A 21277-nucleotide genomic window follows, 5' to 3' on the forward strand; every position below is an offset into this window, starting at 1 on the left:
GCGATTAGGCGGCGCTGTCCAGCGCCCGGAACTGCGCCATGGTCGCCTCGATCTCCTCGCGGATCCAGGCCTTGAAGTCGCGCACCTTGCGGCTTTCGCTCTTGGTGGCCGAGGTCACCAGCCAGTAACCCAGCCCGCTCTCGGCCCTGATTCCGAAGGGCGCGACCAGCCGGCCGTCGGCCAGCGCGTCGGCGGTGAGCAGCTGCCAGGCGAGCATCACGCCATGGCCGGCGATCGCCGATTCCAGGCAAAGCATCGGATCGGTGAAACGCGCGCCTTTCTGGAAGGTGACCGGCTCGACGCCGGCCGCCTCGAACCAGCCGTCCCAACTGAACATCGCCCGCTCGTCGGTGATGGCGCAGGTCTGCGCCAGATCGCCGATCGACTTCAGCCTGGCCGCGATCGAGGGCGCGCAGACCGGAAACACTTCCTGGGCAAGCAGGAGCTCGGCGCGCCCGCCCGGCCATTTGCCATCGCCAAGCCGGATGGCGATATCGATGTCGGACCGGTCGAGATCGGCGACCTTGGCCGAGGCGTCGATGCGCAACAGCACATTCGGGTGTCGCGCGAAATGCCGCGACAGCCGGGGCAGCAGCCATTTCGAGGCGAAAGCCGGCGCCACCGAGACGACCAGCGTGCACTCGTTGGCCTCGTCGGCCAGCGCCACGGCTTGCGCAAGCTCGCGGAAGCCGGCGCTGAGCCGCGTCGTGAAGACGACGCCGAATTCCGTCGGCACGAGCCCGCCCGGCGTGCGTTCGAACAGCGCCTGTCCCAGCTGTTTTTCCGTGCGCTTGACCTGCTGGCTGACGGCGCTGACCGAGACGTTCAACTCCGCGGCCGCGCCCGCCAGCGATCCCAGGCGGGCGACGGTTTCCACGGCGCGCAGGCCGTTGAGATGGACGCGGTTCAGCATAGCCATCCAGTTTTTCTAAAGTGAACGGACCGAAGTCTCAATTGAAACCCGACAGGAAACGGCAGAATTTACCTGGAACAGCCTTGAGCCATGAGGTGGCCCCATGAAGATTTTATCTTTTCTGAAAGGGCTTTGCGGCACCGAGGCGAGGCCGCCCGAGGACGGTGAGATCGCGCGCTGGATCATCGATCCGCTGTCGCATCCGGTGCTCGACACCATGTCGGAGCGCGAGCTCGGCGACATGCCCTTCCGGCTGACGGCCCGCCGCACCGCATATGAAACGATGGGTGCAGCTGGCCGCTAAGTTGCCGCTAAGTTTTTGGCCTTTTCGGCGGTGCTCCCCTCATCCGGCCGCTTCGCGGCCACCTTCTCCCTTCGGGAGAAGAGATGGCCAGCGCCGACAGGCTCCTCTCCCCACCGGGGAGAGGTCAGCCGAGCGAAGCGGAGGCTGGGTGAGGGGACGTGCACCTGGCCCAACGCAAGCGCATTGTTTCACCTGCACATGCAATTATTGTGCGCCGCAATGAACGCCACGCCATCTCCCTTGCGGCTTGCTCTCGCCGGCATGGTCGCGCTCGCGGTCGCCATGGGCATCGGCCGCTTCGTCTACACGCCGATCCTGCCGGGCATGATGGAGGGACTTGGCCTGACGCCGGCCGATGCCGGCTGGATCGCTTCCGCCAATTATGTCGGCTACCTCATCGGCGCGCTTGCCGCGGCCGGTGGCTGGGCGCATGGCCGCGAGCGCATGCTGATGTTCGCCGGCCTCGCCGCCAGCGCCGTGCTCGCGGCCCTCATGGGGTTCAACGAGACGATGCCCGCCTTTCTCGTCATCCGCTTCCTCGCCGGCCTCGCTAGTGCCTTCGTCATGGTGTTCATGGCCTCGATCGTCTTCAGCCATCTGGCAGAGGCCGGCCGCGGCGATTTGCAGGCGCTGCATTTCGGCGGCGTCGGACTAGGCATTGCCGCATCCTCGGCGCTGCTGGCGGTCCTCGTCTCCGAACATGCGGATTGGGCCGCGGGCTGGCTCTGGTCGGGGGCGCTTTCGACCGTCGGCCTGCTCGTCGTCGCACTGCTCGCCGGCTCGACCACGCCGGCCAATGTCACCGACGGGCGCGAGCCGGCGCTGCCGAAGGACGGGTCCCTGGTGAAGTTGATCGTCGCCTATGGGCTGTTCGGCTTCGGCTACGTGGTGACCGCCACTTTCCTGGTCGCCATCGTCCGCCAGGGCGGCGGCGGGCGCGTCTTCGAGGCGACTGTCTGGATGGTTGCCGGCCTCGCTGGCTTTCCCTCGACTTGGGCGTGGCAGAAGCTCGCCGGCCGGATAGGGCTCTATGCCACTTATGCCGCGAGTTGCCTGGTCGAGGTGGTCGGCGTCACCGCCAGCGTCGTCGTCAAGGGCGCCGCCGGACCGCTGATCGCCGGCGTCCTGCTCGGCGGCACCTTCATCGCCATCACGGCGCTGGGCCTACAGATGGGCAGGCAGCTCGCGCCGCGGGCGCCGCGCCGCATCTTCGCGGTGATGACGGCGGCCTTCGGCCTTGGCCAGATCGTCGGCCCGATCGCCGCCGGCCTGCTCGCCCAGGCTTCGGGCAATTACGTGCTTGCTTCGATCATGGCAGCGTCGGCGCTGCTCGCCTCCGGCGTCATTGCTTGGTCGGCTGCGCCAAAATCGCCATGATTTGCGGTTTGTTCGATGCCGGGCGTCGGGCACGGGCATTTTCTTTCCCCCTAATGTGTGACTTTATGCCCGCCGAACTGCAACGCCGCTGATTTGCGGTCAGACCGAGGAAACCCGCCACAGTGTTCGTATCCTTCTTCCCGCAGCCGAAGCTTTTCTTCACCTCGGCCGCCGTCTGGAGCCTTGCCGCGATCCTGTTCTGGTTCTTCGGCGGCGAGCAGTTGGGCGCCGTCTTCGGCCTGCCGCCCGTGGCGGCCGGTTCGCCGCCGATCATCGGCATCGCGGTGCTGTGGTCGAAGCCGTTTCTGTGGTTCTACATGTACTTCGTGGCCTGCGTGGCGATCTTCTACGCCTTCTGGAGCTGGTACGCCCCGCACCCGTGGCAGAACTGGTCGATCCTGATGACTGCGGTCATCCTGTTCTTCATCTACTTCAACGTTCAGGTCTCGGTTGCGGTCAACAACTGGTATGGCCCGTTCTTCGATTATGTTCAGGGCTTGATGTCGGGAACGACGGCCTCGACCGACATCGAATTCTACAAGGGGTTGGCCGATTTCTCCTGGCTCGCGCTGGTCGGCATGAACGTGCAGGTGGTCAACGCCTTCATCGTCAGCCATTGGATCTTCCGCTGGCGCACCGCGATGAACGATTACTTCATGGCCAACTGGGGCCGGCTGCGCCACATCGAGGGCGCCTCGCAGCGTATCCAGGAAGACACGATGCGCTTCTCGCAGATCATGGAAGATCTCGGCTCGACTTTCGTTCAGTCGATCATGACATTGATCGCCTTTCTGCCGGTCTTGATTCAACTGCAGGCCCACATCACCGAATTGCCGATCATCGGCACGGTCCCGCAGCCGCTGGTCGTTGCCGCATTGGGCTGGTGTCTGTTCGGAACGATTTCCGTCATGGTGGCGGGTCTCAAGCTGCCGGGCCTGCAGTTCCGCAACCAGCGTGTCGAGGCAGCCTATCGCAAGGAACTTGTCTACGGCGAGGATCATCCCGATCGGGCGCAGCCGGCGACGACGACACAATTATTCGCCAATGTCCGCCGCAATTATTTCAAGCTCTATTTCCACTACATCTATTTCAACGTCGTTCGTTACACCTACCTGCAGGCCGACAACATTTTTTCGTTGCTCATCCTTGGGCCCTCGCTGGTTGCGCATAAGATCACGTTCGGCGCCCTGAATCAGATATCGAACGCATTCGGCAAGGTGACGAATTCGCTTCAATTCCTACTGAATTCGTGGTCGACGATTGTTGAACTGCAGTCGGTGCACAAACGTTTGCGAGCCTTCGAAGCGACGCTGCAGGGCGAGCAACTGCCGATTATCGATCAGCACTATCTAGAGCGCGAGCAAGCTGGCATGCGTCCCGAAGATCAGCCGGCAGGCTAAAGCGCGGCCGGTCCAGTTAGCCGCCCACGGTCGCCTGTGCCTGCCCGGGCCGCTGGCGCGCGAGATAGTCGCGGAAACTGATGCACTCTACATCCGCTTTCACACAGACCTCGCCGGCGAAGCGCTCCAGCGCGTTCCAGTACGCGCCGTTATTCATCAGGGTGAAGTGGAAGCCGAGCTCCAGCGGCAGGCGCTTGCCGTTGTACTGAGCCTCGAAAGCGGCGCGGAACGCGTGGTAGGCGCGCTCGGTGAATGCGTCCGCCTCGGCCGGCTTTTCGGTGCCGCCCGAGTGGCGGACATAAAGATTGTAATCCATGGCGACGACCGGCTTCGCCTTCGGTCCCTCCGGGACAAGCGGCAGGGCGAAGCGGGTTGTGCCATTCAGGGTTGGCGGCACGACCGGGCCGCTCGAGACGCCGCTCGCGTCGTATTCAAAGCCGGCCTCGGGCAGCGCTTCGTAAAGCGCCTTGCCGGTGGACAGATAGGGCGCGCGAAAACCGGTTACGGTATGGCGGGCGAAATCGCGCCAGCCGGCTGGCTCCTGCATGCCGTTGATCGCATAGGCGTTCTCGAAAATGCGCCGCGCGGAGGTGAATTCGGCCAGCCAGTCGGCCTTGCTCCAGGCCTTGCCGTCGAAATGGCCGCAGGCATGGCTGCCGATGTCGTGGCCCTCGGCCGCGGCCAGCCGGACCTGCTCAAGCCGGTCGGCCACATCCTGCTTTGAGGCGCCGAAGCCGACATTGGATTTGCCGGCGGCCTTGCCGGGGCCGGCATAGTGCAGCCGCGTCTCGGGAGAGAGCAGGAAGACGCAGGACAGGAAATAGGTGAAATGCGCGCCCGTGCGCTTTGCCAGCGCCCGGCTGCGCTGCCATTGCGAGATATCGCGGGCGGCGTCGAAAGAGATCAGCACGACCTGCTTGGCCGGCGAAACGGTTGGCGATTTCGGCGGATCGGCGAAGGCGGCATTGGCTGAGGCGAGCGAGGCAAGACTGATCGCAAGGACGCGGTACGAACGAAGCATTGACAACCTTCTGGCGGGGACGTCTCCGGCCGATCGGAAGCCGGCTATCGCGCAAATGTGGCGCGGTTGCGTTCAGGTATGGACTGTGGGCGCCCGGCATTCTCAGCCGATTTTCCGGTCCGCCCCCTTCCATGCCGACGAAATTTCGCTAAAACGCGGGCTCAAGAAGCGCCCCGTCCTGGGGCCGCAATGGTTTTGATTGATGTCGGACGACAGTTTTATCCGCGAAGTCAACGAAGAGATTCGTCGCGAGCAGGCGCAGAAGCTATGGGACCGTTTCGGCCCGGCCATTCTCGGTCTTGCCATCCTGATCGTGCTCGGCACCGCCGCTGTCGTCGGCTACCGCTATTGGGACGAAACCCGCGCCAACCGCTCGGGCGACGCCTTCTCGGCGGCCCTCAAGCTCGCCAATGATGGCAAGAACGACGAGGCGATCGCCGCGCTCGACCAGCTGGAGAAGGACGGCTACGGCGCCTATCCGCTGCTCGCCCGCATGCGCGCCGCGACGGTCAAGGCCAACAAGGGCGACGTCGACGGCGCGGTCAAGGATTTCGACGAGGTCGCCGCCGACAGCGCCATTCCCGCCGGCATTCGCGATATCGCGCGGCTGAGGGCGGCGCTCCTGCTCGTCGACCACGGCTCCTACGCCGATGTCTCCAGCCGCATCGAGGCGCTTACCGCCGACACCAATCCGCTGCGCCATTCGGCGCGCGAGGCGCTCGGCCTTGCCGCCTGGAAGGACGGCAAGTCGGCGGACGCGCTCAAACTGTTCGACCAGATCTCTTCGGATGAAGCCGCCCCGCGCAATGTGCGCCAGCGCGCGCAGCTGATGTCCGAGTTGATCCGCGGGTCGGGCAACGTGTCGTGATCCTGGATGGGCTTCAAAGTCGCCATCATCGGCCGGCCTAACGTCGGCAAATCGACTCTTTTCAATCGGCTGGTCGGAAAGAAGCTGGCGCTTGTCGACGACACGCCTGGTGTAACGCGCGACCGCCGCGTCCATGCGGCAAAACTCTACGATCTTCATTTCGATGTCATCGACACCGCCGGCTTCGAGGACGCGGCGGCTTCGACGCTGCCCGGCCGCATGCGCCAGCAGACCGAGATCGCCATTCGAGAGGCCGACCTCATCTTCTTCACCGTCGATGCCAAGTCGGGCCTGATGCCCGACGACCGCACCTTCGCTGAGGTGGTGCGCAAATCGGGCAAGCCGGTGGTGCTCGTCGCCAACAAGGCAGAGGCGCGTGGCGCTCAAGGCGGCATGCTGGAAGCCTGGGAACTCGGCCTCGGCGAGCCGATCCCGATCTCGGCCGAGCACGGCCAGGGCATGCCGGATCTGCGCGATGCGGTGATTGAAGCGCTCGGCCAGGAACGCGCTTTCGGCGAGGATGAGGAAGACGAAGCCGGCGAGATCGCCGCCAGCGAGGTTCTGATCGGCCAGGACATCGCCGACCCGGATGCTGAAGCGCCCTATGACGACACCAAGCCGCTGCGCATCGCCGTCGTCGGCCGCCCGAACGCCGGCAAGTCGACGCTGATCAATGCGCTGATCGGCGAGGAGCGGCTGCTCACCGGTCCGGAAGCCGGCATTACCCGCGATTCGATCTCGGTCGACTGGGACTGGCGTGGCCGCAGGATAAAGCTGTTCGACACGGCCGGCATGCGCCGCAAATCCAGGATCCATGAAAAGCTGGAAGTGCTCTCGGTGCAGGATGGCCTGCGCGCCATCCGCTTCGCCGAGATCGTCGTCATCATGCTCGACGCCACCATCCCGTTCGAGAAGCAGGATCTACAAATCGCCGACCTCATCATCCGCGAGGGCAGGGCGCCGGTGATCGCCTTCAACAAATGGGACCTGATCGACAATCCGCAGGAGCTGCTGGCCGAGCTGCGCGAAAAGACCGAGCGGCTCCTGCCGCAGGTGCGCGGCATCCAGGCGGTGACGGTCTCGGCCGAGACCGGGCGCGGCCTCGACCGGCTGATGGAAAGCGTCATCAAGACGCACAAGGTCTGGAACAGCCGTGTCTCCACCGGCAAGCTCAACCGCTGGCTGGAAGGCATCCTCGCGCATCACCCGCCGCCCGCCGTCGCCGGCCGCCGGCTGAAGATCAAATACGTCACGCAGGCAAAAACCCGCCCGCCGGGCTTCGTCGTCTCCTGCTCGCGCCCGGACGCCATGCCGCAATCCTACGTCCGCTATTTGACCAACAGCCTGCGCGAGGCCTTCGACATGCCAGGCGTGCCGATCCGCATGGCGCTGCGCACCTCGGACAATCCGTTTGCGGGCAGGGCGAAGAAGCGGTGACTTCTGGGAAAGCGCCGACGCTGATCCCTCGTCATCCACGGGCGAAGCAAGGAGCGAAGCGACGCGCATAGACCCGAGGATCCATTCCGTGACTTAGAAGCGCCGCGACGGTTCAGAATTCTGCTCCGCTGCATTCCTCGCGCGAAGTAACGGAATGGATTCTAGGGTCTGCGCTGCGTCGCTCCGCTCCTTGCTTCGCCCTAGAATGACGATGTCGAAAGGCGTCGGCTAAGACGCTAAGCGACCTCCCGCAGTCCATCGCCGGTTCGCGCTCCCTCAGGCAGCGTCTCCAGCGCCGCCTGCAAAAGAATCTCCGCCAGCCGCGTCGCCACGGGGTCGAGCTCGGCGTCCTTCCGGTGCAGGTGCAGCGCCATTGTCGGCAGGGCAGGCAGCCCGAGCACGCCCGGCGCGATTGCCCTGACATTGGCCGGCAGGCCGATATCGGTGCGGATCGTCAGGCCGAGGCCTGCCGCCACCGCCGCCCAGATGCCGCCGAGGGAAGGACTCGAGAAGGACATGCGCCAGGGCATGCCCGCGCGATCGAGTGTCTCGGTCGCCACGGTTCTGAGCAGGCACGGCGCCTCGAACACCACCAGCGGCAGCGGCTCGCCATTGCGCGGACCAGCCTCGATCGGCTTGGCCGGGCCGATCCAGCGCGCCGGCACGTCGGCGACATGGCGGCTATAGGGCAGGGCCATGCCGTCATGCCAGGCAAGCGCGATGTCGAGATTACCTGACAGGACACGCTCGGCAAGGTCGTGGCTGCGGCCGATCCGTGCTTCGATGCGGACCTTGGGATGAGTGCGGGCGAAGCGGCCGAGCACGTCGGGCAGCACGGCCTCGCCGAAATCCTCCTGCAGGCCGAGCCGTACCCAGCCTTCCAGCTCGACGTCGCGGATAGCGGAGGCCGCCTCGTCGTTGAGCTCGATCAGCCGCCGCGCATAGCCGAGCATCGTCTCGCCGGCTTCGGTGAGCGCCAGGCCGCGCCCTGCCTTGCGGAAGACCGGCGTGTCCGCCTGCTCCTCCAGTTTCTTCAGTTGCGCGCTGACCGCGGATGTCGAGCGGCCAAGCCGTTCGGCCGCCTTGGCGAAGCTGCCCAGCTCCATGCCGGTGACGAAGGTTCTGAGGACATCGAGGTCGAACGTGACGCGGCGCATCGGGATAGTCCTGGTTTTCAGGATTGTTGGTGAAAAACTTCCTGATTTTATGGATGAAGCTATGGCGCTACATCCGGTCCGTCAAGCCGTCAGCCGGCCATCACAGGAATGGAGCCATGTCCGCCATCGTCACACGAAATGTCTGCCAGCCGCCCGCGGGAGACATTGCCAGCGCCTCAGCCCGCCGCGCCTTCGGCCCCAACCATCGCTGGAAGGTGCTGGGCATCGGCGTCGCCGCCAATGCCGGCTTCTCCGCCACCTTCTCCGGCATTCCGGCAACCGCGGTGGTGATGCGCCAGGGCTACCACCTCGACAATGCCTCGCTGGGCTTGGCATTGGGTCTACTCGGTCTGGGCGTGGCGCTGAGCGAGCTGCCCTGGGGCGTGCTCACCGACCGCTGGGGCGACCGCCGCGTGCTCCTGACCGGGCTCGGGGCGACGGCCGCATGGCTTTTCATCATGGCGCTGCTTGTCGTGCCGACGAAAATGGCCGTTCCCGGCGTCGCGCTGCTGTCGGCAAGCCTGCTCGTCGTCGGCCTGCTCGGCGGCAGCGTCAACGGTTCCAGCGGCCGCGCCATCATGGGCTGGTTCGGCGAGGGCGAGCGCGGCTTCGCCATGAGCATCAGGCAGACGGCGGTGCCGCTTGGCGGCGGGCTGGGCGCGCTTGTCCTGCCGTCGCTTGCGTTGAGTTTGGACTTCACGGCGGTCTTCGGCCTGCTTGCGGTCGTCTCCGCGCTCTCGGCCTGGTTTACCTGGCGCTGGCTGCACGAGCCGCCAGTGGAAAGCGGCCCTCACCCCGCCACGGCGACACTTGGACCGGCGCCGTTGCGCAACATCGAGGTATGGCGCATCTCGACCGCCATCGGCCTGCTCTGCTTCCCGCAGGTCGCGGTGCTGACCTTCGCCTCGGTCTTCCTGCATGACTTCGCCGGCATGGGCACCTTTGTGACCAGCGCCAGCCTCGCTGCGGTGCAGACCGGCGCAATGGCGATGCGTGTCTGGAGCGGGCGCTTCACCGACCGCCACCGCAACCGTCGCCCGTTCCTGAAACTCTGCAGCGCGCTGAGCGCATTTGCCTTCCTGGCGCTGTGGCTGCTGGTGATCGGCGCTGCCGACGCGCCGTCGTTGCTGCCGTTGCTTCCGCTGATGGTCGTCGTTGCCGGCATATCCGTTTCTGCCTGGCACGGCGTCGCCTATACCGAGCTTGCCACGCTTGCCGGCGCCGGCCATGTCGGCACGGCACTCAGCCTTGCCAACAGTTTTGTGTTCATCGGCTTCTGTCTGGTGCCCATCGCCATTCCATGGCTGCTGGTGGTCTTCGCATGGCCCGGCGTGTGGCTCGCGGCCGCGATCTGCGCGGCGCTCGCGTGGCCGATCTTCCTGCGCCAGGCCTGATTCAGCCGAAGCCGATGCACCCGCCCAGAGCCTGATTCTTCATCGGCCCCGCCGTGAAAATTGCACGCTGGCTTTCCTCAAACATGAAAAGAACATGATCGATGCCGTTAACCCCGCATCAAGGTTAATGCTTCATTTTGACTCTCCGGGGTCAGTAGCGTTCTGGAGAGTTCCGTGCATCGACGCGTTTCATTGCGGCTTGCCGCCGCCGCCGTTGCGAAAAAACGTTCCTTTCTTCCTCCTTTGGTGCTTGGGCTCGGTATTTGGATCGGCTTTCCGTCGGCCGTCGCCTACCAGGATATGGCAAGCCTGATCTCCGGCCTGGAATCGTCCGACACCCGCTGGAACGCCTATATCGAGAAATCCGCCGCCGGCTCGGTGCATGCCGCCGAAATGCCGTTTGTCGATTCCGTCACCACCGGCTCGCTGTCCGGTTCCGGCGTGAATTTGCCGGGGGTTGGCACCGTCGCCTTCCGCGGCAAGGGCAGCGCCGTGGGCGCGACGCCCGATGAGGATCGTGTCGTGCGCGCCGACAAGAAGGGCCGCATCGTCAAGGTGTCGCCAGTCGCGCCGCCCAAGAATTTCAGCGCCGGCTCGATTTTCGAGCGCACCTCCTCGCTGCTGCGTCCCGCGATGGACAGCGGCCTGAAGCTCACCTTCGCCAAGCCGGGCATCAAGGGCAAGGAAGTCCAGATCGCCCAGGCCTTCCATCTTCGCGAGGACAAGAGGCCTGATCCGGCGCTGCCGGCGGCACTTGTCGCTCTCGTCAACAACGACAAGCCGGACATCCTTGCCACGGCCTATGCCCAGTCCGCGCCCGACTACGCCAAGGCTTCGCCCTTCGAGGCGCTGCTGCAGGACGATCCCAACGATGGCCGCTTCATTCCGCCGATGGGCAAGGGCGACCATGCCTGGCTGCAGACCCCCCTGCCGGCAAGTGTCTTTTCCAAGCCCGAGCAGGCCTGCCTTGCCAAGGGCATCTATTTCGAGGCGCGCAGCGAGCCGGTCCGCGGCCAGGCGGCGGTGGCGCAGGTGATCCTCAACCGCGTCCGCAATCCGACCTATCCGAAGACGATCTGCGGCGTCGTCTACCAGAACGACAACTGGTTCAACCGCTGCCAGTTCTCCTTTGCCTGCGACGGCAGGAAGAAGACAATCACCGACCTGGCCTCCTACAAGACCGCCCAGGAGGTTGCCATGGCGGTGACCGCCGGCAAGATATTCATTCCCGAGGTCGGTTCTTCGACGCATTACTACGCCAATTACGTCCATCCGGGCTGGGCGCGGGCCATGCACAAGATGACCAGGATCGGCCTGCATATCTTCTACCGCACCTATGGCGGCGGCTGGAGCTGAGCCGCTAAAGCATGTCTCCCGAAAGTGGTAAGCGGTTTCGGGAAGACACGCGCGAAATCAAAAACTGAAGCGCGTGGAGCGAATCTGAAGGATCGCGACGCGCTTAGGCGGCTCAAGCTGAGCCGCCCAAACACCGCCCCGGCTATCCCTTCCTCCGACGCCCGGCAATGCCTCGGCGGACGCGCCTTGTCGCGCGGATTCGCGCCGTTACCTCACGCAGGCGTGAAGGGCACGATGTCGCACCTCGATAAACCATTGATTTAACTGCTAAAAATACATCGCTCGGAAGTTCGGCCCGTGGCTTGACGGGGGCGGACCCTCTAACTATGTTGCCGGCGACTTTAGAAGCGGACGGACGGCAATCGTCTGCCCGGGCAGGGGGGTTGCGATGGCCGACAAAACCGGGCCAGACGGAACCGGAGAAACCGGCCGCGGCAGGCAGCCAGAAGCCACCATCCGCGACGACGAACTTGAGCGCCGCCGGCGCGACCTCGAAGCATCGCTTGCGACGAGACGCACGGACCGGTCCGAGGGGAAAGACGAAGCGAAAGCTGCGACCGGTTACGGTCAGGCGCTGAAGCTGTCCAGCGAGTTCATCGCCGGAGTGGTGGTCGGTGTCGGCTTGGGCTGGATCATCGACCGTCTGGCGGGAATAGCGCCCTGGGGTCTGATCGTCGGCCTGTTGCTGGGCTTTGGCGCAGGCATACTCAATGTCCTGCGCTCGGCGGGACTGGCATCGGAATTCGGCCAGGGCGGCAAGCCGCGCGAGCCGAGAGAATGAAGTGAGGCGCCGCAGGGCGCTAAAGTGAATTAAAAAGCCGTTTGTGGCTTTGACGGGGATTTAAAGTGGCTGCTGACAAGGTCGATCCGATCCACCAGTTCCAGATCCATCCGATCATCCCGCTGCATATCGGCGGCTACGACGTATCTTTCACCAACTCCTCTTTGTTCATGGTCGTGACGATCGTCCTGGCGTCCGCCTTTCTCTATATGAGCACCGCCAGCCGGGCCTTGATTCCCGGTCGCCTGCAGTCGGTGTCCGAAATGGCCTACGAATTCGTCGGCAACATGCTGCGCGATGCCGCGGGCAAGCAGGGCATGCAGTTCTTCCCGCTGGTGTTCTCGCTGTTCATGTTCGTGCTGGTCGCCAACCTGATCGGCCTGTTCCCTTATTTCTTCACCGTCACCAGCCACATCATCGTCACCTTCACGCTGGCGATCCTGGTCATCGGCACGGTCCTCGTCTACGGCTTCGCCAAGCACGGCTTCGGCTTCCTCAAGCTGTTCGTGCCGCATGGCGTGCCGGGCTATCTTCTGCCGCTGGTGGTGGCGATCGAAATCATCTCCTTCGTCTCGAGGCCTGTCAGCCTCTCGGTTCGTCTTTTCGCCAACATGCTGGCCGGCCACATCACGCTGAAAGTGTTCTCGGGCTTCGTCGTCAGCCTGAGCGCGTTTGGCGCCGTCGGTATCGCCGGCTCGGTGCTGCCGCTTGCCATGGCGGTCGCGCTCTCGGCGCTCGAGCTGCTGGTCGCCTTCCTGCAGGCCTATGTGTTCGCGGTGCTGACCTGCATGTATCTGAACGACGCCCTGCACCCGAGCCACTGATTTTCACCGGCGCCCCGGCGCCAGCTTACCCAACGTACCAACTTCAACGAACAGAGAAACCACAGGAGTTTTGAAATGGACGCAACTGCAGCAGCTGCTATCGGCGCTGGTATCGCCTGCATCGGCATGGGCGGCGCGGGCATCGGCCTCGGCAACATCTTCGGCAGCTACCTCTCGGGTGCGCTCCGCAACCCGTCGGCTGCCGACGGCCAGTTCGGCCGCCTGATCTTCGGCTTCGCCGTGACCGAAGCTCTGGGCATCTTCTCGCTCCTGATCGCTCTGCTCCTGGTCTTCAAATAAGAGCCGGCGCTGACGAAAGGGGCCGCATGGTGCGGCCCGTTCTAGGGACAGGGGAATGAGATGTTCGTGACATCTGCCTATGCGCAAGAAGCAGCGCCGGCCGCGGCCGAGGGGGATACGCATGCCGGCACTGCCGTGCCTGCCGCGGAGCATGAAGCGTTCCCGCCGTTCGATGCCAAAACCTTCCCGTCGCAGATCCTGTGGCTGGTCATCACCTTCGGGCTCTTTTACCTGTTCCTGAAGCGGGTTGTGATGCCGCGTCTTGGCGGCATCATCGATGTCCGCAACGACCGCATCACCCAGGACCTCGACCATGCCGCAAGGCTGAAGGGCGAGGCGGACGCCGCGGTTGCTGCCTATGAGCAGGAATTGGCGGAAGCCAAGGTCAACGCCAACAAGATCGGCCAGCAGGCGAACGACGCCGCCAAGGCGCAAGCCGAGGGCACGCGCAAGAAGCTCGAGGCCGAGCTTGAGAAGAAACTTGGCGAGGCCGAGGCGAGCATCGCCTCGATCAAGGCCAAGGCGATGAAGGAAGTCGGCACTATCGCCGAGGACACGACCTCGGCCATCGTCGAGGCGCTTGTCGGCGGCAAGGCCGACAAGGCCGAAATCGCGGCCGCGGTCAAATCCGCGAGCCGGTGAGGAGCGGGATCATGGACGCCACATCACTCGCCACGCTCTGGGCCACCATCGCCCTGATCATCTTCCTCGGCGCCGTCGTCTATCTGAGGGTGCCGGGCATGCTTGCCAAGTCGCTCGACGCCCGCGCGGCCAAGATCAGCAGCGAGCTCGAAGAGGCACGGCGCCTGCGCGAGGAGGCCCAGCAGCTGCTGCGCCAGTATCAGCAGAAGCGCAAGGAAGCCGAGAAGGAGGCCGCCGACATCGTCGCTGCCGCCAAACGCGAGGCTGACTTGCTTGCCTCCGAGGCGGCCAAGAAGACCGAGGACTATGTCGCCCGGCGCACCGCGCTTGCCGAGCAGAAGATCAGCCAGGCCGAGCGCGAGGCGGTCAGCGAAGTGCGCGCCACCGCCGTCGACATCGCCGTCGAAGCCGCCCGCACGCTGCTCGCCGCCAAGGTCGACGTCAAGACCGGCGCGGATCTGTTCAAGTCGGCGCTCAATGATGTGAAGGCCAAGCTGAACTGAGCTGACTTCGAAACTTCGAACTCAAAAGCTGCCTGGGCAACCCGGCGGCTTTTTTGTTGTTTGAAAAGGGAGCGCGGCGCCTGAACTGCTGATCTCCCCCCTTGTGGGGGAGATGCCCGGCAGGGCAGAGAGGGGCGCGAAGGATCGCGGCGTCTCATTCTGTGCGCTGGGTCGAGTGCAACTTTGCGAGAAGTTCGTGCTACTGGCTGACAGGCTGGCGGGACAGCGCCCCCCTCTGTCCTGCCGGACATCTCCCCCACGAGGGGAGATCAGCTAACTACTCCAGCCCGGCGAGGCTCTCTTCCTCTTCCGCCATCTCAACCCCACCCAACCGGAACGGCGCGAACGAGGCCCGGTGGAGCCGTGCCACCGGCCCATGCGCCTCGATCGCGGTGCGGTGGCGGACCGTCGCGTAACCCATATGCACTTCGAAGCCGTAGTGCTCGTGATGTCCGCCGCAGCCGCACATCATGCGGTCGCGCATCACCTTGGCGACGATCGAGGCGGCGGCGATCGATTGCGAGCGCTGGTCGCCCTTGATGAGTGCGCGGCCTTCGCAGGCGAGACCTGGCGGTATGTCGCGGCCGTCGGCCATGGCGAGCTTCGGCCGCAAGGACAGGCCGGCGGCGGCTCGGCGCATCGCTTCGAGGCTGGCCTTCAGGATGTTGCTTTTGTCGATGCCTTCGGCGCTGATCGAAGCCATCGAGATGCTGAGCGCCGAGCCGAGAATTTTGAGAAACAGCGCCTCGCGCTGCAAATGGGTGAGTCGCTTGGAATCGTCGAGGCCTTCGGGAATATTGGCGGGGTTGAGCACCACCGCGGCGGCCACCACCGGACCGGCGAGCGGACCGCGGCCGGCCTCGTCCATGCCGGCGACCGGCCACAGCCCGTCGGCTATCGCTTTCGTCTCGATCGAGAAGTCGGGCTTCTCGACCATTTCAAAGAGAAGCGGAGAATCGGAACGCGCGCGAGCCATGGTGCGGCGAGGTTCGCATCGGCTCCGATTCTCCGCAAGTCCTTCCGGGTCGGATGGGGCGTCGGACCGGGAAGGCACCGTCTCACAGCCGGGGGACAGGGGCCGGACGGAATTTCGAAACGAATGGCAATTCCAGACCGAAAATCGCTTTGCCTGGAAGTGCTTAGCGCCGGCCGCCATGGCCGGTGCTGGCGTCAAAGCAGCATCAGCTGCTCGCCGGCACTGGCGCCTGCGACGAATTGGTCGGTGCGAAGCTGCCGTCGCTCGACATTGAGGCCGAGCCGCTTGGCGGCGATCTCGAAGCGCCGGCCGATCTGCCAGGCATAGGGACCGGCGCCCTTCATGCGCTTGCCCCATTCGGAATCGTAATCCTTGCCGTCGCGCATCGAGCGGATAAGCGACATCACATGCCGGTAACGGTCGGGATAATGGCGCAACAGCCAGTCCTTGAAGATCGGCGCCACTTCGAGCGGCAGGCGCAGGATGACGTAGCCGGCCTCCCGCGCGCCGGCGGCTCTAGCCGAATCGAGGATGCGCTCCATCTCCGGATCGGTAAGCCCCGGAATAATCGGCGCCACCATCACCGACGCCGGGATGCCGGCGTCCGAAAGCTGCCTGATCGCCTCCAGCCGCTTCGTCGGCGTCGAGGCGCGTGGCTCCATCGTTCTCGCCAGCATGCGGTCGAGCGTCGTCACCGACAGCGCCACCTTGGCAAGGCCGCGCTCGGCCATGCGCGACAGGATGTCGATGTCGCGTGTCACCAGCGCCGACTTGGTGACGATGCCGACCGGATGGCCGCGCGCTTCCAGCACTTCCAGGATCTCGCGCATGATGCGGTATTGCTTCTCGATCGGCTGGTAGGGATCGGTGTTGGTGCCGATGGCGATCGTGCGCGGCTGGTAGCCCGGTTTCGACAATTCCCTGTCCAGCATGCGCGCGGCATCCGGCTTGGCGAACAGCTTCGATTCGAAATCGAGCCCCGGCGACAGGCCCATGAAGGCATGCGTCGGCCTGGCGAAGCAGTAGACGCAGCCATGCTCGCAGCCGCGATAGGGGTTGATCGAACGGTCGAAGGAGATGTCAGGCGACTCGTTGCGCGTGATGATGGTGCGCGGCTTTTCGACCTGCACTTCCGTCTTGAACGGCGGCAGTTCCTCCAGCGAGTTCCAGCCGTCGTCGAACACATGCCGGCTGATCGGCTCGAACCGGCCGGACGGATTGATCCCGGCCGAGCGGCCGCGATTGCGATCGGGCCGCACGCGCAAGCCGCTCTGCTCGATCATCGCGTTCGCCATCTCGGCTCGGCCTGCTCCGAAAGCGGCAATGTCGGCGCGCACGATCTGTTCCATTTTCGCCCTCTCCCAGGGACTGTCGGCAGGCTGTCGAATCGCTCTGTTCATGAAACTATTCCTATTTCGCCGAAGAGAACAAAGCAAGAACTTTTTCGCTTGAAGCGCGCAACTGGCGCATCGCCGCACTTTCCGCTATTCGGCTAAAATGCTCAGCGTCCTTATCGAAACCCGCAACGACGAAGAGGGGCTTGCCCGTACGCTCGCCTCGCTGGTCGGCGGCGCGGTCGAAGGCGTCGTGCGCGACGTGATCGTCTGCGATCAAGGCTCGACCGATCAGACGCACCGGGTGGCCGAGCATGCCGGCTGCCACTATGCGACCGGCGGGATCGGCGCCGGTATCGGCCAGGCCAAGGGCGACTGGCTGCTCCTGCTCGAGCCGGGGGCGCGGCTCGCCGAGGGCTGGATCGACGAAGTCGTGGCGCACACCGCGAAACAGACCATGCCGGCGCGCTTTTCACGCGCCCGCGCCAACCGTGCGCCTTTCCTGGCCAGGGTGTTCTCGAGCAATCGTGCGCTGGCCGAGGGGCTTGTCATCAGCAAGCGTCAGGCCTCGGCTCTGGCAAAGAGCGCGCGCAGCGCCGAAGCCCTGGCGCGCGGCCTGGCGACCAGAAGGCTGAACGCCGAAATCTGGATCGCGCCGCCGAAATGATGCCCCGCCGTGCCGGCCGGGCGCCTTAACTGAGCTTTACGAGGTGGGCTTGCCGCCGCGCCTGAGATGCTCGTCCAGCCGCGGCATGATCTCGACGAAGTTGCAGGGCATGTGCCGGTAGTCGAGCTGCGCCTTGATGATGCCGTCCCAGGCGTCCTTGCAGGCGCCGGGCGAGCCCGGCAGCACGAAGACGAAGGTGGCGTTGACGACGCCGCCTGTTGCCCGGCTCTGGATCGTCGAGGTTCCGATCTTGTCGTAGGAGATGCGGTGGAAGACTTCCGAAAAGCCGTCCATGCGCTTTTCGAAGATCGGCTCCAGCGCCTCCGGCGTCACGTCGCGGCCGGTGAAGCCGGTGCCGCCGGTGGTGATCACGACATCGATGTTTTCGTCCTTCGACCAGCCAAGCACCTTGTCGCGGATCTTGTCGCGGTCGTCGGTCACGATATCGCGCGCGGCAAGGCTGTGGCCGGCTTCCGCGATGCGGTCGGCCAGCGTCTGTCCGGATTTGTCGTCGGCGAGGCCGCGCGTGTCGGAGACGGTAAGCACGGCGATGCGCACCGGAATGAAGGGCCGGCTTTCGTCAAGCTTCGCCATTGCTCACCTCCATGCTGCGCGTCGCGGCAACGAACCAGTCGGGGTGGCGGGCGCGGATCTCGATCGCCGCGCGTTTTGCAACATTGCCGGTCTCGAACAGGCCGAAACAGGTGGCGCCCGAGCCGGACATGCGCGCGAAGGCGGCGTCGGCTTTTTTCAGTGCCTTGAGCGCCTCGCCGATCGCAGGTTCGATCGAACGCGCGGCAGGCTCAAGATCGTTGCGCGTCGTCTCCAACCAGTTGCGGATCGTGTGGAAGTCGAAGCGCTTCGGCAGCGGCGGCAGCGCCTCGCTGTCGCGGCTGGAGAGCGCTTTGAACACGTCCGGCGTCGAGACCGCGATGCCCGGATTGACCAGCACCAGGCCAAGCGCAGGAAAGGCGGATAGCGGCGAGACTTCATCGCCGATACCGCGTGCGATCAGCGGCTTTGATTTGAGGCACATCGGCAGGTCGGCACCGAGCGAAAGCCCGATCCGGGCCAGCGAATTGTCGTCGATATCGAGCTTCCAGAGCCGCGCCAGAGCGTTAAGCGCGGCCGCCGCGTCGCTCGAGCCGCCGCCGACTCCGGAGGCGATGGGCAGGTTCTTCTCCAGCCGGATGGCGACCGGCGATCCCTGTTGCATGCCGGCTTCCCGGCGCAAGGCATCGCGCGCCTTCACCACCAGATTGTCGCCGTCGAGCGGCAGCCCGGCGGCATAACGGCCGGATACCGAGAATTCATCCTGCTCGGCCCGCTCGATCTCGAGCCGGTCGCCGAAGCGGGTGAAGACGGCAAGGCTGTCGATGAGATGGTAGCCGTCGGCGCGCTGTCCGATGACATGCAGCGCCAGGTTGATCTTGGCAGGCGCAAGCCACGTCCGGACCTCTGTGCCGGGCTCCAGGATGTCGGCTGCTGGCGAGATGGGATCAGTCCTTGGCGAGACGATATTCGCCGGTCTTGGGGTCCTTGACCAGCGTGCCCGTCGTGCCGTTCGCCGCCTGTCTTTCGGTACGCCGGATCTTGGCCGTCACGCGTTCGGCCTCGCGCACGAAAGCGCGGTAGCCAAAGTAAGCGGCGGCGCCGACAACGGCGAAGAAAATGATCTGCGGCATCTCTAAAACTCCTCCCGCGTCCTCGCGGCAAGGCCGGCCGAATGGGTCGGTCAAGCGGCCATGCTAGCCGCATTCATGGCTTTTTCAAAGCCCGAAGCGCGCCCATAGCGCGCGCTCTTCCGCCGCATCGAGCACGCCTCTGGCGGCGGCCGCCGCGATGTCCGGCGCCGAAACGCGCGAGCCGAACAGGCCGAAACGGCCGAACAGACCGCGCGGCGCGGTGATCAGCTTGAGCTGCGTCTTTTCGCCGAAACGGGTCTTGAGCACGCTGCGCATATCGCCCAGCGCATCGACAAGGCCGAGCTCGAGGCCGCGCTTGGCGGTCCAGAACAGGCCGGTGAACAGGTCCGGGTCGTCCTTGAGCTTGCTGCCGCGCCGTTCCTTGACGAGGTCGATGAAGGTCTCGTGCACTTCGAGCTGCAGCGCCTTCAGCCGTTCGACGTCCTCCTCCTTCTCGGGCTTGAACGGATCGAGCACGGCCTTGTTCTGGCCGGCGGTGTGGACGCGCCGCTCGACGCCGATCTTCTTCATCAGCTCCGGGAAGCCGAAAGAGGCCGAGACCACGCCGATCGAGCCGACGATCGAGGACGGGTCGGCGAAGATCTCGTCGCCGGCAACCGCGATCATGTAGCCGCCCGAGGCCGCCACGTCCTCGACGAAGACCAGCACCTTCTTGTTCTTTTCCGCCGCTAGGTCGCGGATGCGCTTGAAGATCAGCCGCGACTGCACCGCTGAGCCGCCCGGCGAATTGATCGAGATGGCGACCGCCGGCGCGTCGAAGCTGAACGCCTTTTCGATCAGGCCGGCCGTCGAGGCGAGCGACAGGCTCGGCCGGAACTGGCCTCCGCCCGCCATGATGGGACCTTGCAGCCGGATGACCGGAATGGTGACGACTGTCGAGCGCCAGGATTTCGGCAGCAGGCGGTTGAAAAGGCGTTTCACGAACGATTGTCTCCGGACAAAAGGCAAAGGAGCAAGATGAGATCAGGTCGGTTGGTCTGTTTCACGGGCGCAGCGTCATCCTGCTTGGGCATGTAAGGAACTCGCCGGCCAACGGCAATGCCGCATCGCCAGCCAGCGCATGTCGCGCAAAAGTGTGCAGCGGTTTTGCGAAAAAGACATGCATAAAACAAAAACTTGAAGCGCGTCGCTAAAATCCATTTCAACGCGACGCGCTTCAAGGATCAATCGCCGAACAGCGATGCTAGGCCGTTGTTGATCATTTCCGTCCGCTCCGCCGGCCCGTTGCCGGACGGCCCGTGCAAGATGAGCGGCGGGCGGATCGACAGTTTTCCGCGCGCGCCGAGCACCGCCCTGACGACGATGCGGATCGCCGCCGCATCCGGCCGCGGATGCACGCACAGCAACTCGGCATCGCCGAAGCGTCCTTCGATCGCGTTCAGGATGGCAACCAACTGCTCGGGCCGCGCGATGACGGCCAGCCCGCCGCGCGGCCTGGCGACGGCGGCGGCGCTCCTGATCCAGCGCTCGAACAGGCCGTCCTCCGCCACATGCGCCTCTCTGCGCAACGCGTCGGGCGTCGAGCGATCCTCGGCCGCGTTGAACGGCGGGTTCATGATGACGAAGTCGAAGGAGTTGTCGGCAAGCCCGGCCTCGGTCCGCGCTCGACCGGTCAGCGTCACGTCGGCGGTCAGCACCGAGGCGCGGTCGCCGAGATGGCCATTCCCGGGATGCGAAAGCGTGGCAGTGGCGAACCCGGCCATTTCGGCGGAGCGCTCGACGAGCACGGCCTGTGCCGCTGGGCAGCGCGACAGCACGGCAAGGGCGGCGGCGCCGGCGCCCGCGCCGAAGTCGGCGAGCCGGCCGGAAAAGCCGGACGGCACGGCGGCCGCCAGCATCATGGCGTCCATGCCGGCGCGATGACCGCCGCGGCTCGGCTGCACCAGCCAGAAGCGCCCGCGATGGAAGGCATCGATCGTGTGAGCCGGCGTATCCGGGACGGGGGCGGTGCTGGCTCCCATTATTTTTTGCGGATCTCGTTCTCGATGCCGGCATCCTTGAGGATGCGCCGTGCGGCATCGACCTTTTCGGCATCGACCATCACGCGCCGCGGCAGGATGCCGAGCGAACCGTCGAGCACGCTCATATTCTGGTCGGCGACGAAACAGGCGATGCCGGCGTCGCGCATCAGCGATTCGACAAAGGAGATGACGACGGCGTCGTTAGTGCGGACAAGCTCGATCATGAAACGAAAATCGCAGGTTGTGGCGTTCGTGTAAACGTGCGCGTGGACACTCCGTCGGCGGAGCCGCGCTAATTCGCCTCTTGCCGTGCCCGGTTGCACCGCCCTAGAGTCGGCGAGGGACCAAGGGTGCGT

Annotated in this window: 24 protein-coding genes; 13 read left to right on the forward strand and 11 right to left on the reverse strand. The window is 64.9% G+C overall.

The window, feature by feature from the left end; all coding sequences use genetic code 11:
• Window positions 1-4 precede the first annotated feature (4 nt).
• Complete coding sequence (locus LB523_RS05100) at window positions 5-919, reverse strand: LysR substrate-binding domain-containing protein (RefSeq protein WP_224601265.1); 915 nt, start codon at window positions 917-919, stop codon at window positions 5-7.
• 97 nt (window positions 920-1016) lie between these two features.
• Between LB523_RS05100 and LB523_RS05105 the strand changes: the two genes are divergently transcribed.
• The 3 genes from LB523_RS05105 to sbmA all read left to right on the forward strand — a co-directional run bounded on the left by LB523_RS05105 (window position 1017) and on the right by sbmA (window position 3994).
• Entirely contained in the window at window positions 1017-1217 is a 201-nt protein-coding gene (locus LB523_RS05105) for a hypothetical protein (RefSeq protein WP_224601268.1), read from the forward strand.
• A gap of 219 nt (window positions 1218-1436) precedes the next feature.
• Window positions 1437-2594: a YbfB/YjiJ family MFS transporter gene (locus tag LB523_RS05110; RefSeq protein WP_224601270.1), complete on the forward strand. Its 1158-nt coding sequence runs from the start codon at window positions 1437-1439 to the stop codon at window positions 2592-2594.
• A gap of 122 nt (window positions 2595-2716) precedes the next feature.
• Entirely contained in the window at window positions 2717-3994 is a 1278-nt protein-coding gene (sbmA, locus tag LB523_RS05115; RefSeq protein ID WP_095768730.1) for a peptide antibiotic transporter SbmA, read from the forward strand.
• A 16-nt stretch (window positions 3995-4010) separates the two neighbouring features.
• On the opposite strand, the gene LB523_RS05120 is transcribed toward sbmA, so the two are convergent.
• On the reverse strand, window positions 4011-5015 hold the full coding sequence (locus LB523_RS05120; RefSeq protein ID WP_224601272.1) for a polysaccharide deacetylase family protein: 1005 nt from the start codon (window positions 5013-5015) through the stop codon (window positions 4011-4013).
• A 202-nt stretch (window positions 5016-5217) separates the two neighbouring features.
• Here LB523_RS05120 and LB523_RS05125 point away from each other — a divergent pair, with 202 nt between their 5' ends.
• Window positions 5218-5883 carry a tetratricopeptide repeat protein gene (locus LB523_RS05125; protein ID WP_140845806.1) on the forward strand — a complete coding sequence of 222 codons (666 nt, stop codon included), beginning with the start codon at window positions 5218-5220 and terminating at the stop codon, window positions 5881-5883.
• A gap of 6 nt (window positions 5884-5889) precedes the next feature.
• The gene (gene der, locus LB523_RS05130; RefSeq protein ID WP_224601275.1) at window positions 5890-7320 is read left to right on the forward strand and encodes a ribosome biogenesis GTPase Der; all 1431 of its coding nucleotides are present in this window, start codon (window positions 5890-5892) and stop codon (window positions 7318-7320) included.
• A 236-nt stretch (window positions 7321-7556) separates the two neighbouring features.
• Here der and LB523_RS05135 read toward each other — a convergent pair whose 3' ends face one another.
• Window positions 7557-8477 carry a LysR substrate-binding domain-containing protein gene (locus tag LB523_RS05135; protein ID WP_224601277.1) on the reverse strand — a complete coding sequence of 307 codons (921 nt, stop codon included), beginning with the start codon at window positions 8475-8477 and terminating at the stop codon, window positions 7557-7559.
• Window positions 8478-8593: 116 nt separating this feature from the next.
• Here LB523_RS05135 and LB523_RS05140 point away from each other — a divergent pair, with 116 nt between their 5' ends.
• From LB523_RS05140 to LB523_RS05170, 7 genes are all read left to right on the forward strand, one after another.
• Complete coding sequence (locus LB523_RS05140; protein ID WP_224601279.1) at window positions 8594-9871, forward strand: MFS transporter; 1278 nt, start codon at window positions 8594-8596, stop codon at window positions 9869-9871.
• Between the two features lie 174 nt (window positions 9872-10045).
• Complete coding sequence (locus LB523_RS05145; RefSeq protein ID WP_224601281.1) at window positions 10046-11227, forward strand: cell wall hydrolase; 1182 nt, start codon at window positions 10046-10048, stop codon at window positions 11225-11227.
• 388 nt (window positions 11228-11615) lie between these two features.
• On the forward strand, window positions 11616-12008 hold the full coding sequence (locus LB523_RS05150; RefSeq protein ID WP_095768724.1) for an AtpZ/AtpI family protein: 393 nt from the start codon (window positions 11616-11618) through the stop codon (window positions 12006-12008).
• Window positions 12009-12073: 65 nt separating this feature from the next.
• Window positions 12074-12832, forward strand: coding sequence for a F0F1 ATP synthase subunit A (locus LB523_RS05155; RefSeq protein WP_095768723.1), 759 nt, complete (start codon window positions 12074-12076; stop codon window positions 12830-12832).
• 75 nt (window positions 12833-12907) lie between these two features.
• Window positions 12908-13132, forward strand: a complete 225-nt coding sequence (locus LB523_RS05160; protein WP_027164582.1) for a F0F1 ATP synthase subunit C — start codon at window positions 12908-12910, stop codon at window positions 13130-13132.
• A gap of 60 nt (window positions 13133-13192) precedes the next feature.
• Entirely contained in the window at window positions 13193-13774 is a 582-nt protein-coding gene (locus tag LB523_RS05165) for a F0F1 ATP synthase subunit B (protein WP_095768722.1), read from the forward strand.
• A gap of 11 nt (window positions 13775-13785) precedes the next feature.
• A complete protein-coding gene (locus LB523_RS05170) occupies window positions 13786-14277 on the forward strand; it encodes a F0F1 ATP synthase subunit B (RefSeq protein ID WP_140845810.1) in 492 nt (163 codons plus the stop codon).
• Window positions 14278-14554: 277 nt separating this feature from the next.
• On the opposite strand, the gene LB523_RS05175 is transcribed toward LB523_RS05170, so the two are convergent.
• On the reverse strand, window positions 14555-15253 hold the full coding sequence (locus LB523_RS05175; protein ID WP_224601283.1) for a ribonuclease HII: 699 nt from the start codon (window positions 15251-15253) through the stop codon (window positions 14555-14557).
• A gap of 194 nt (window positions 15254-15447) precedes the next feature.
• Window positions 15448-16602 carry a PA0069 family radical SAM protein gene (locus tag LB523_RS05180; RefSeq protein ID WP_140845812.1) on the reverse strand — a complete coding sequence of 385 codons (1155 nt, stop codon included), beginning with the start codon at window positions 16600-16602 and terminating at the stop codon, window positions 15448-15450.
• A gap of 148 nt (window positions 16603-16750) precedes the next feature.
• On the opposite strand from LB523_RS05180, the gene LB523_RS05185 reads away from it, so the two are divergent.
• Entirely contained in the window at window positions 16751-17254 is a 504-nt protein-coding gene (locus LB523_RS05185; protein ID WP_095768718.1) for a glycosyltransferase, read from the forward strand.
• 36 nt (window positions 17255-17290) lie between these two features.
• On the opposite strand, the gene moaB is transcribed toward LB523_RS05185, so the two are convergent.
• From moaB to LB523_RS05215, 6 genes are all read right to left on the reverse strand, one after another.
• Window positions 17291-17848 (reverse strand): molybdenum cofactor biosynthesis protein B, encoded by a 558-nt coding sequence (moaB, locus tag LB523_RS05190; protein ID WP_224546921.1) that lies wholly within the window; start codon window positions 17846-17848, stop codon window positions 17291-17293.
• A complete protein-coding gene (locus LB523_RS05195; protein WP_224601787.1) occupies window positions 17835-18728 on the reverse strand; it encodes a 4-(cytidine 5'-diphospho)-2-C-methyl-D-erythritol kinase in 894 nt (297 codons plus the stop codon). The genes moaB and LB523_RS05195 overlap by 14 nt, the downstream gene beginning before the upstream one ends.
• Window positions 18729-18753: 25 nt before the next feature.
• The gene (locus LB523_RS05200; RefSeq protein ID WP_095768715.1) at window positions 18754-18939 is read right to left on the reverse strand and encodes an NfeD family protein; all 186 of its coding nucleotides are present in this window, start codon (window positions 18937-18939) and stop codon (window positions 18754-18756) included.
• An 84-nt stretch (window positions 18940-19023) separates the two neighbouring features.
• Window positions 19024-19881 (reverse strand): S49 family peptidase, encoded by an 858-nt coding sequence (locus LB523_RS05205; protein WP_224601285.1) that lies wholly within the window; start codon window positions 19879-19881, stop codon window positions 19024-19026.
• A gap of 242 nt (window positions 19882-20123) precedes the next feature.
• Window positions 20124-20921 carry a tRNA1(Val) (adenine(37)-N6)-methyltransferase gene (locus LB523_RS05210; protein WP_224601287.1) on the reverse strand — a complete coding sequence of 266 codons (798 nt, stop codon included), beginning with the start codon at window positions 20919-20921 and terminating at the stop codon, window positions 20124-20126.
• Window positions 20921-21145 carry a DUF2007 domain-containing protein gene (locus LB523_RS05215; RefSeq protein ID WP_027164594.1) on the reverse strand — a complete coding sequence of 75 codons (225 nt, stop codon included), beginning with the start codon at window positions 21143-21145 and terminating at the stop codon, window positions 20921-20923. The genes LB523_RS05210 and LB523_RS05215 overlap by 1 nt, the downstream gene beginning before the upstream one ends.
• Window positions 21146-21277: the final 132 nt, after the last annotated feature.

The sequence above is a fragment of the Mesorhizobium sp. ESP-6-4 genome (assembly GCF_020164735.1).
Classification (GTDB): domain Bacteria; phylum Pseudomonadota; class Alphaproteobacteria; order Rhizobiales; family Rhizobiaceae; genus Mesorhizobium.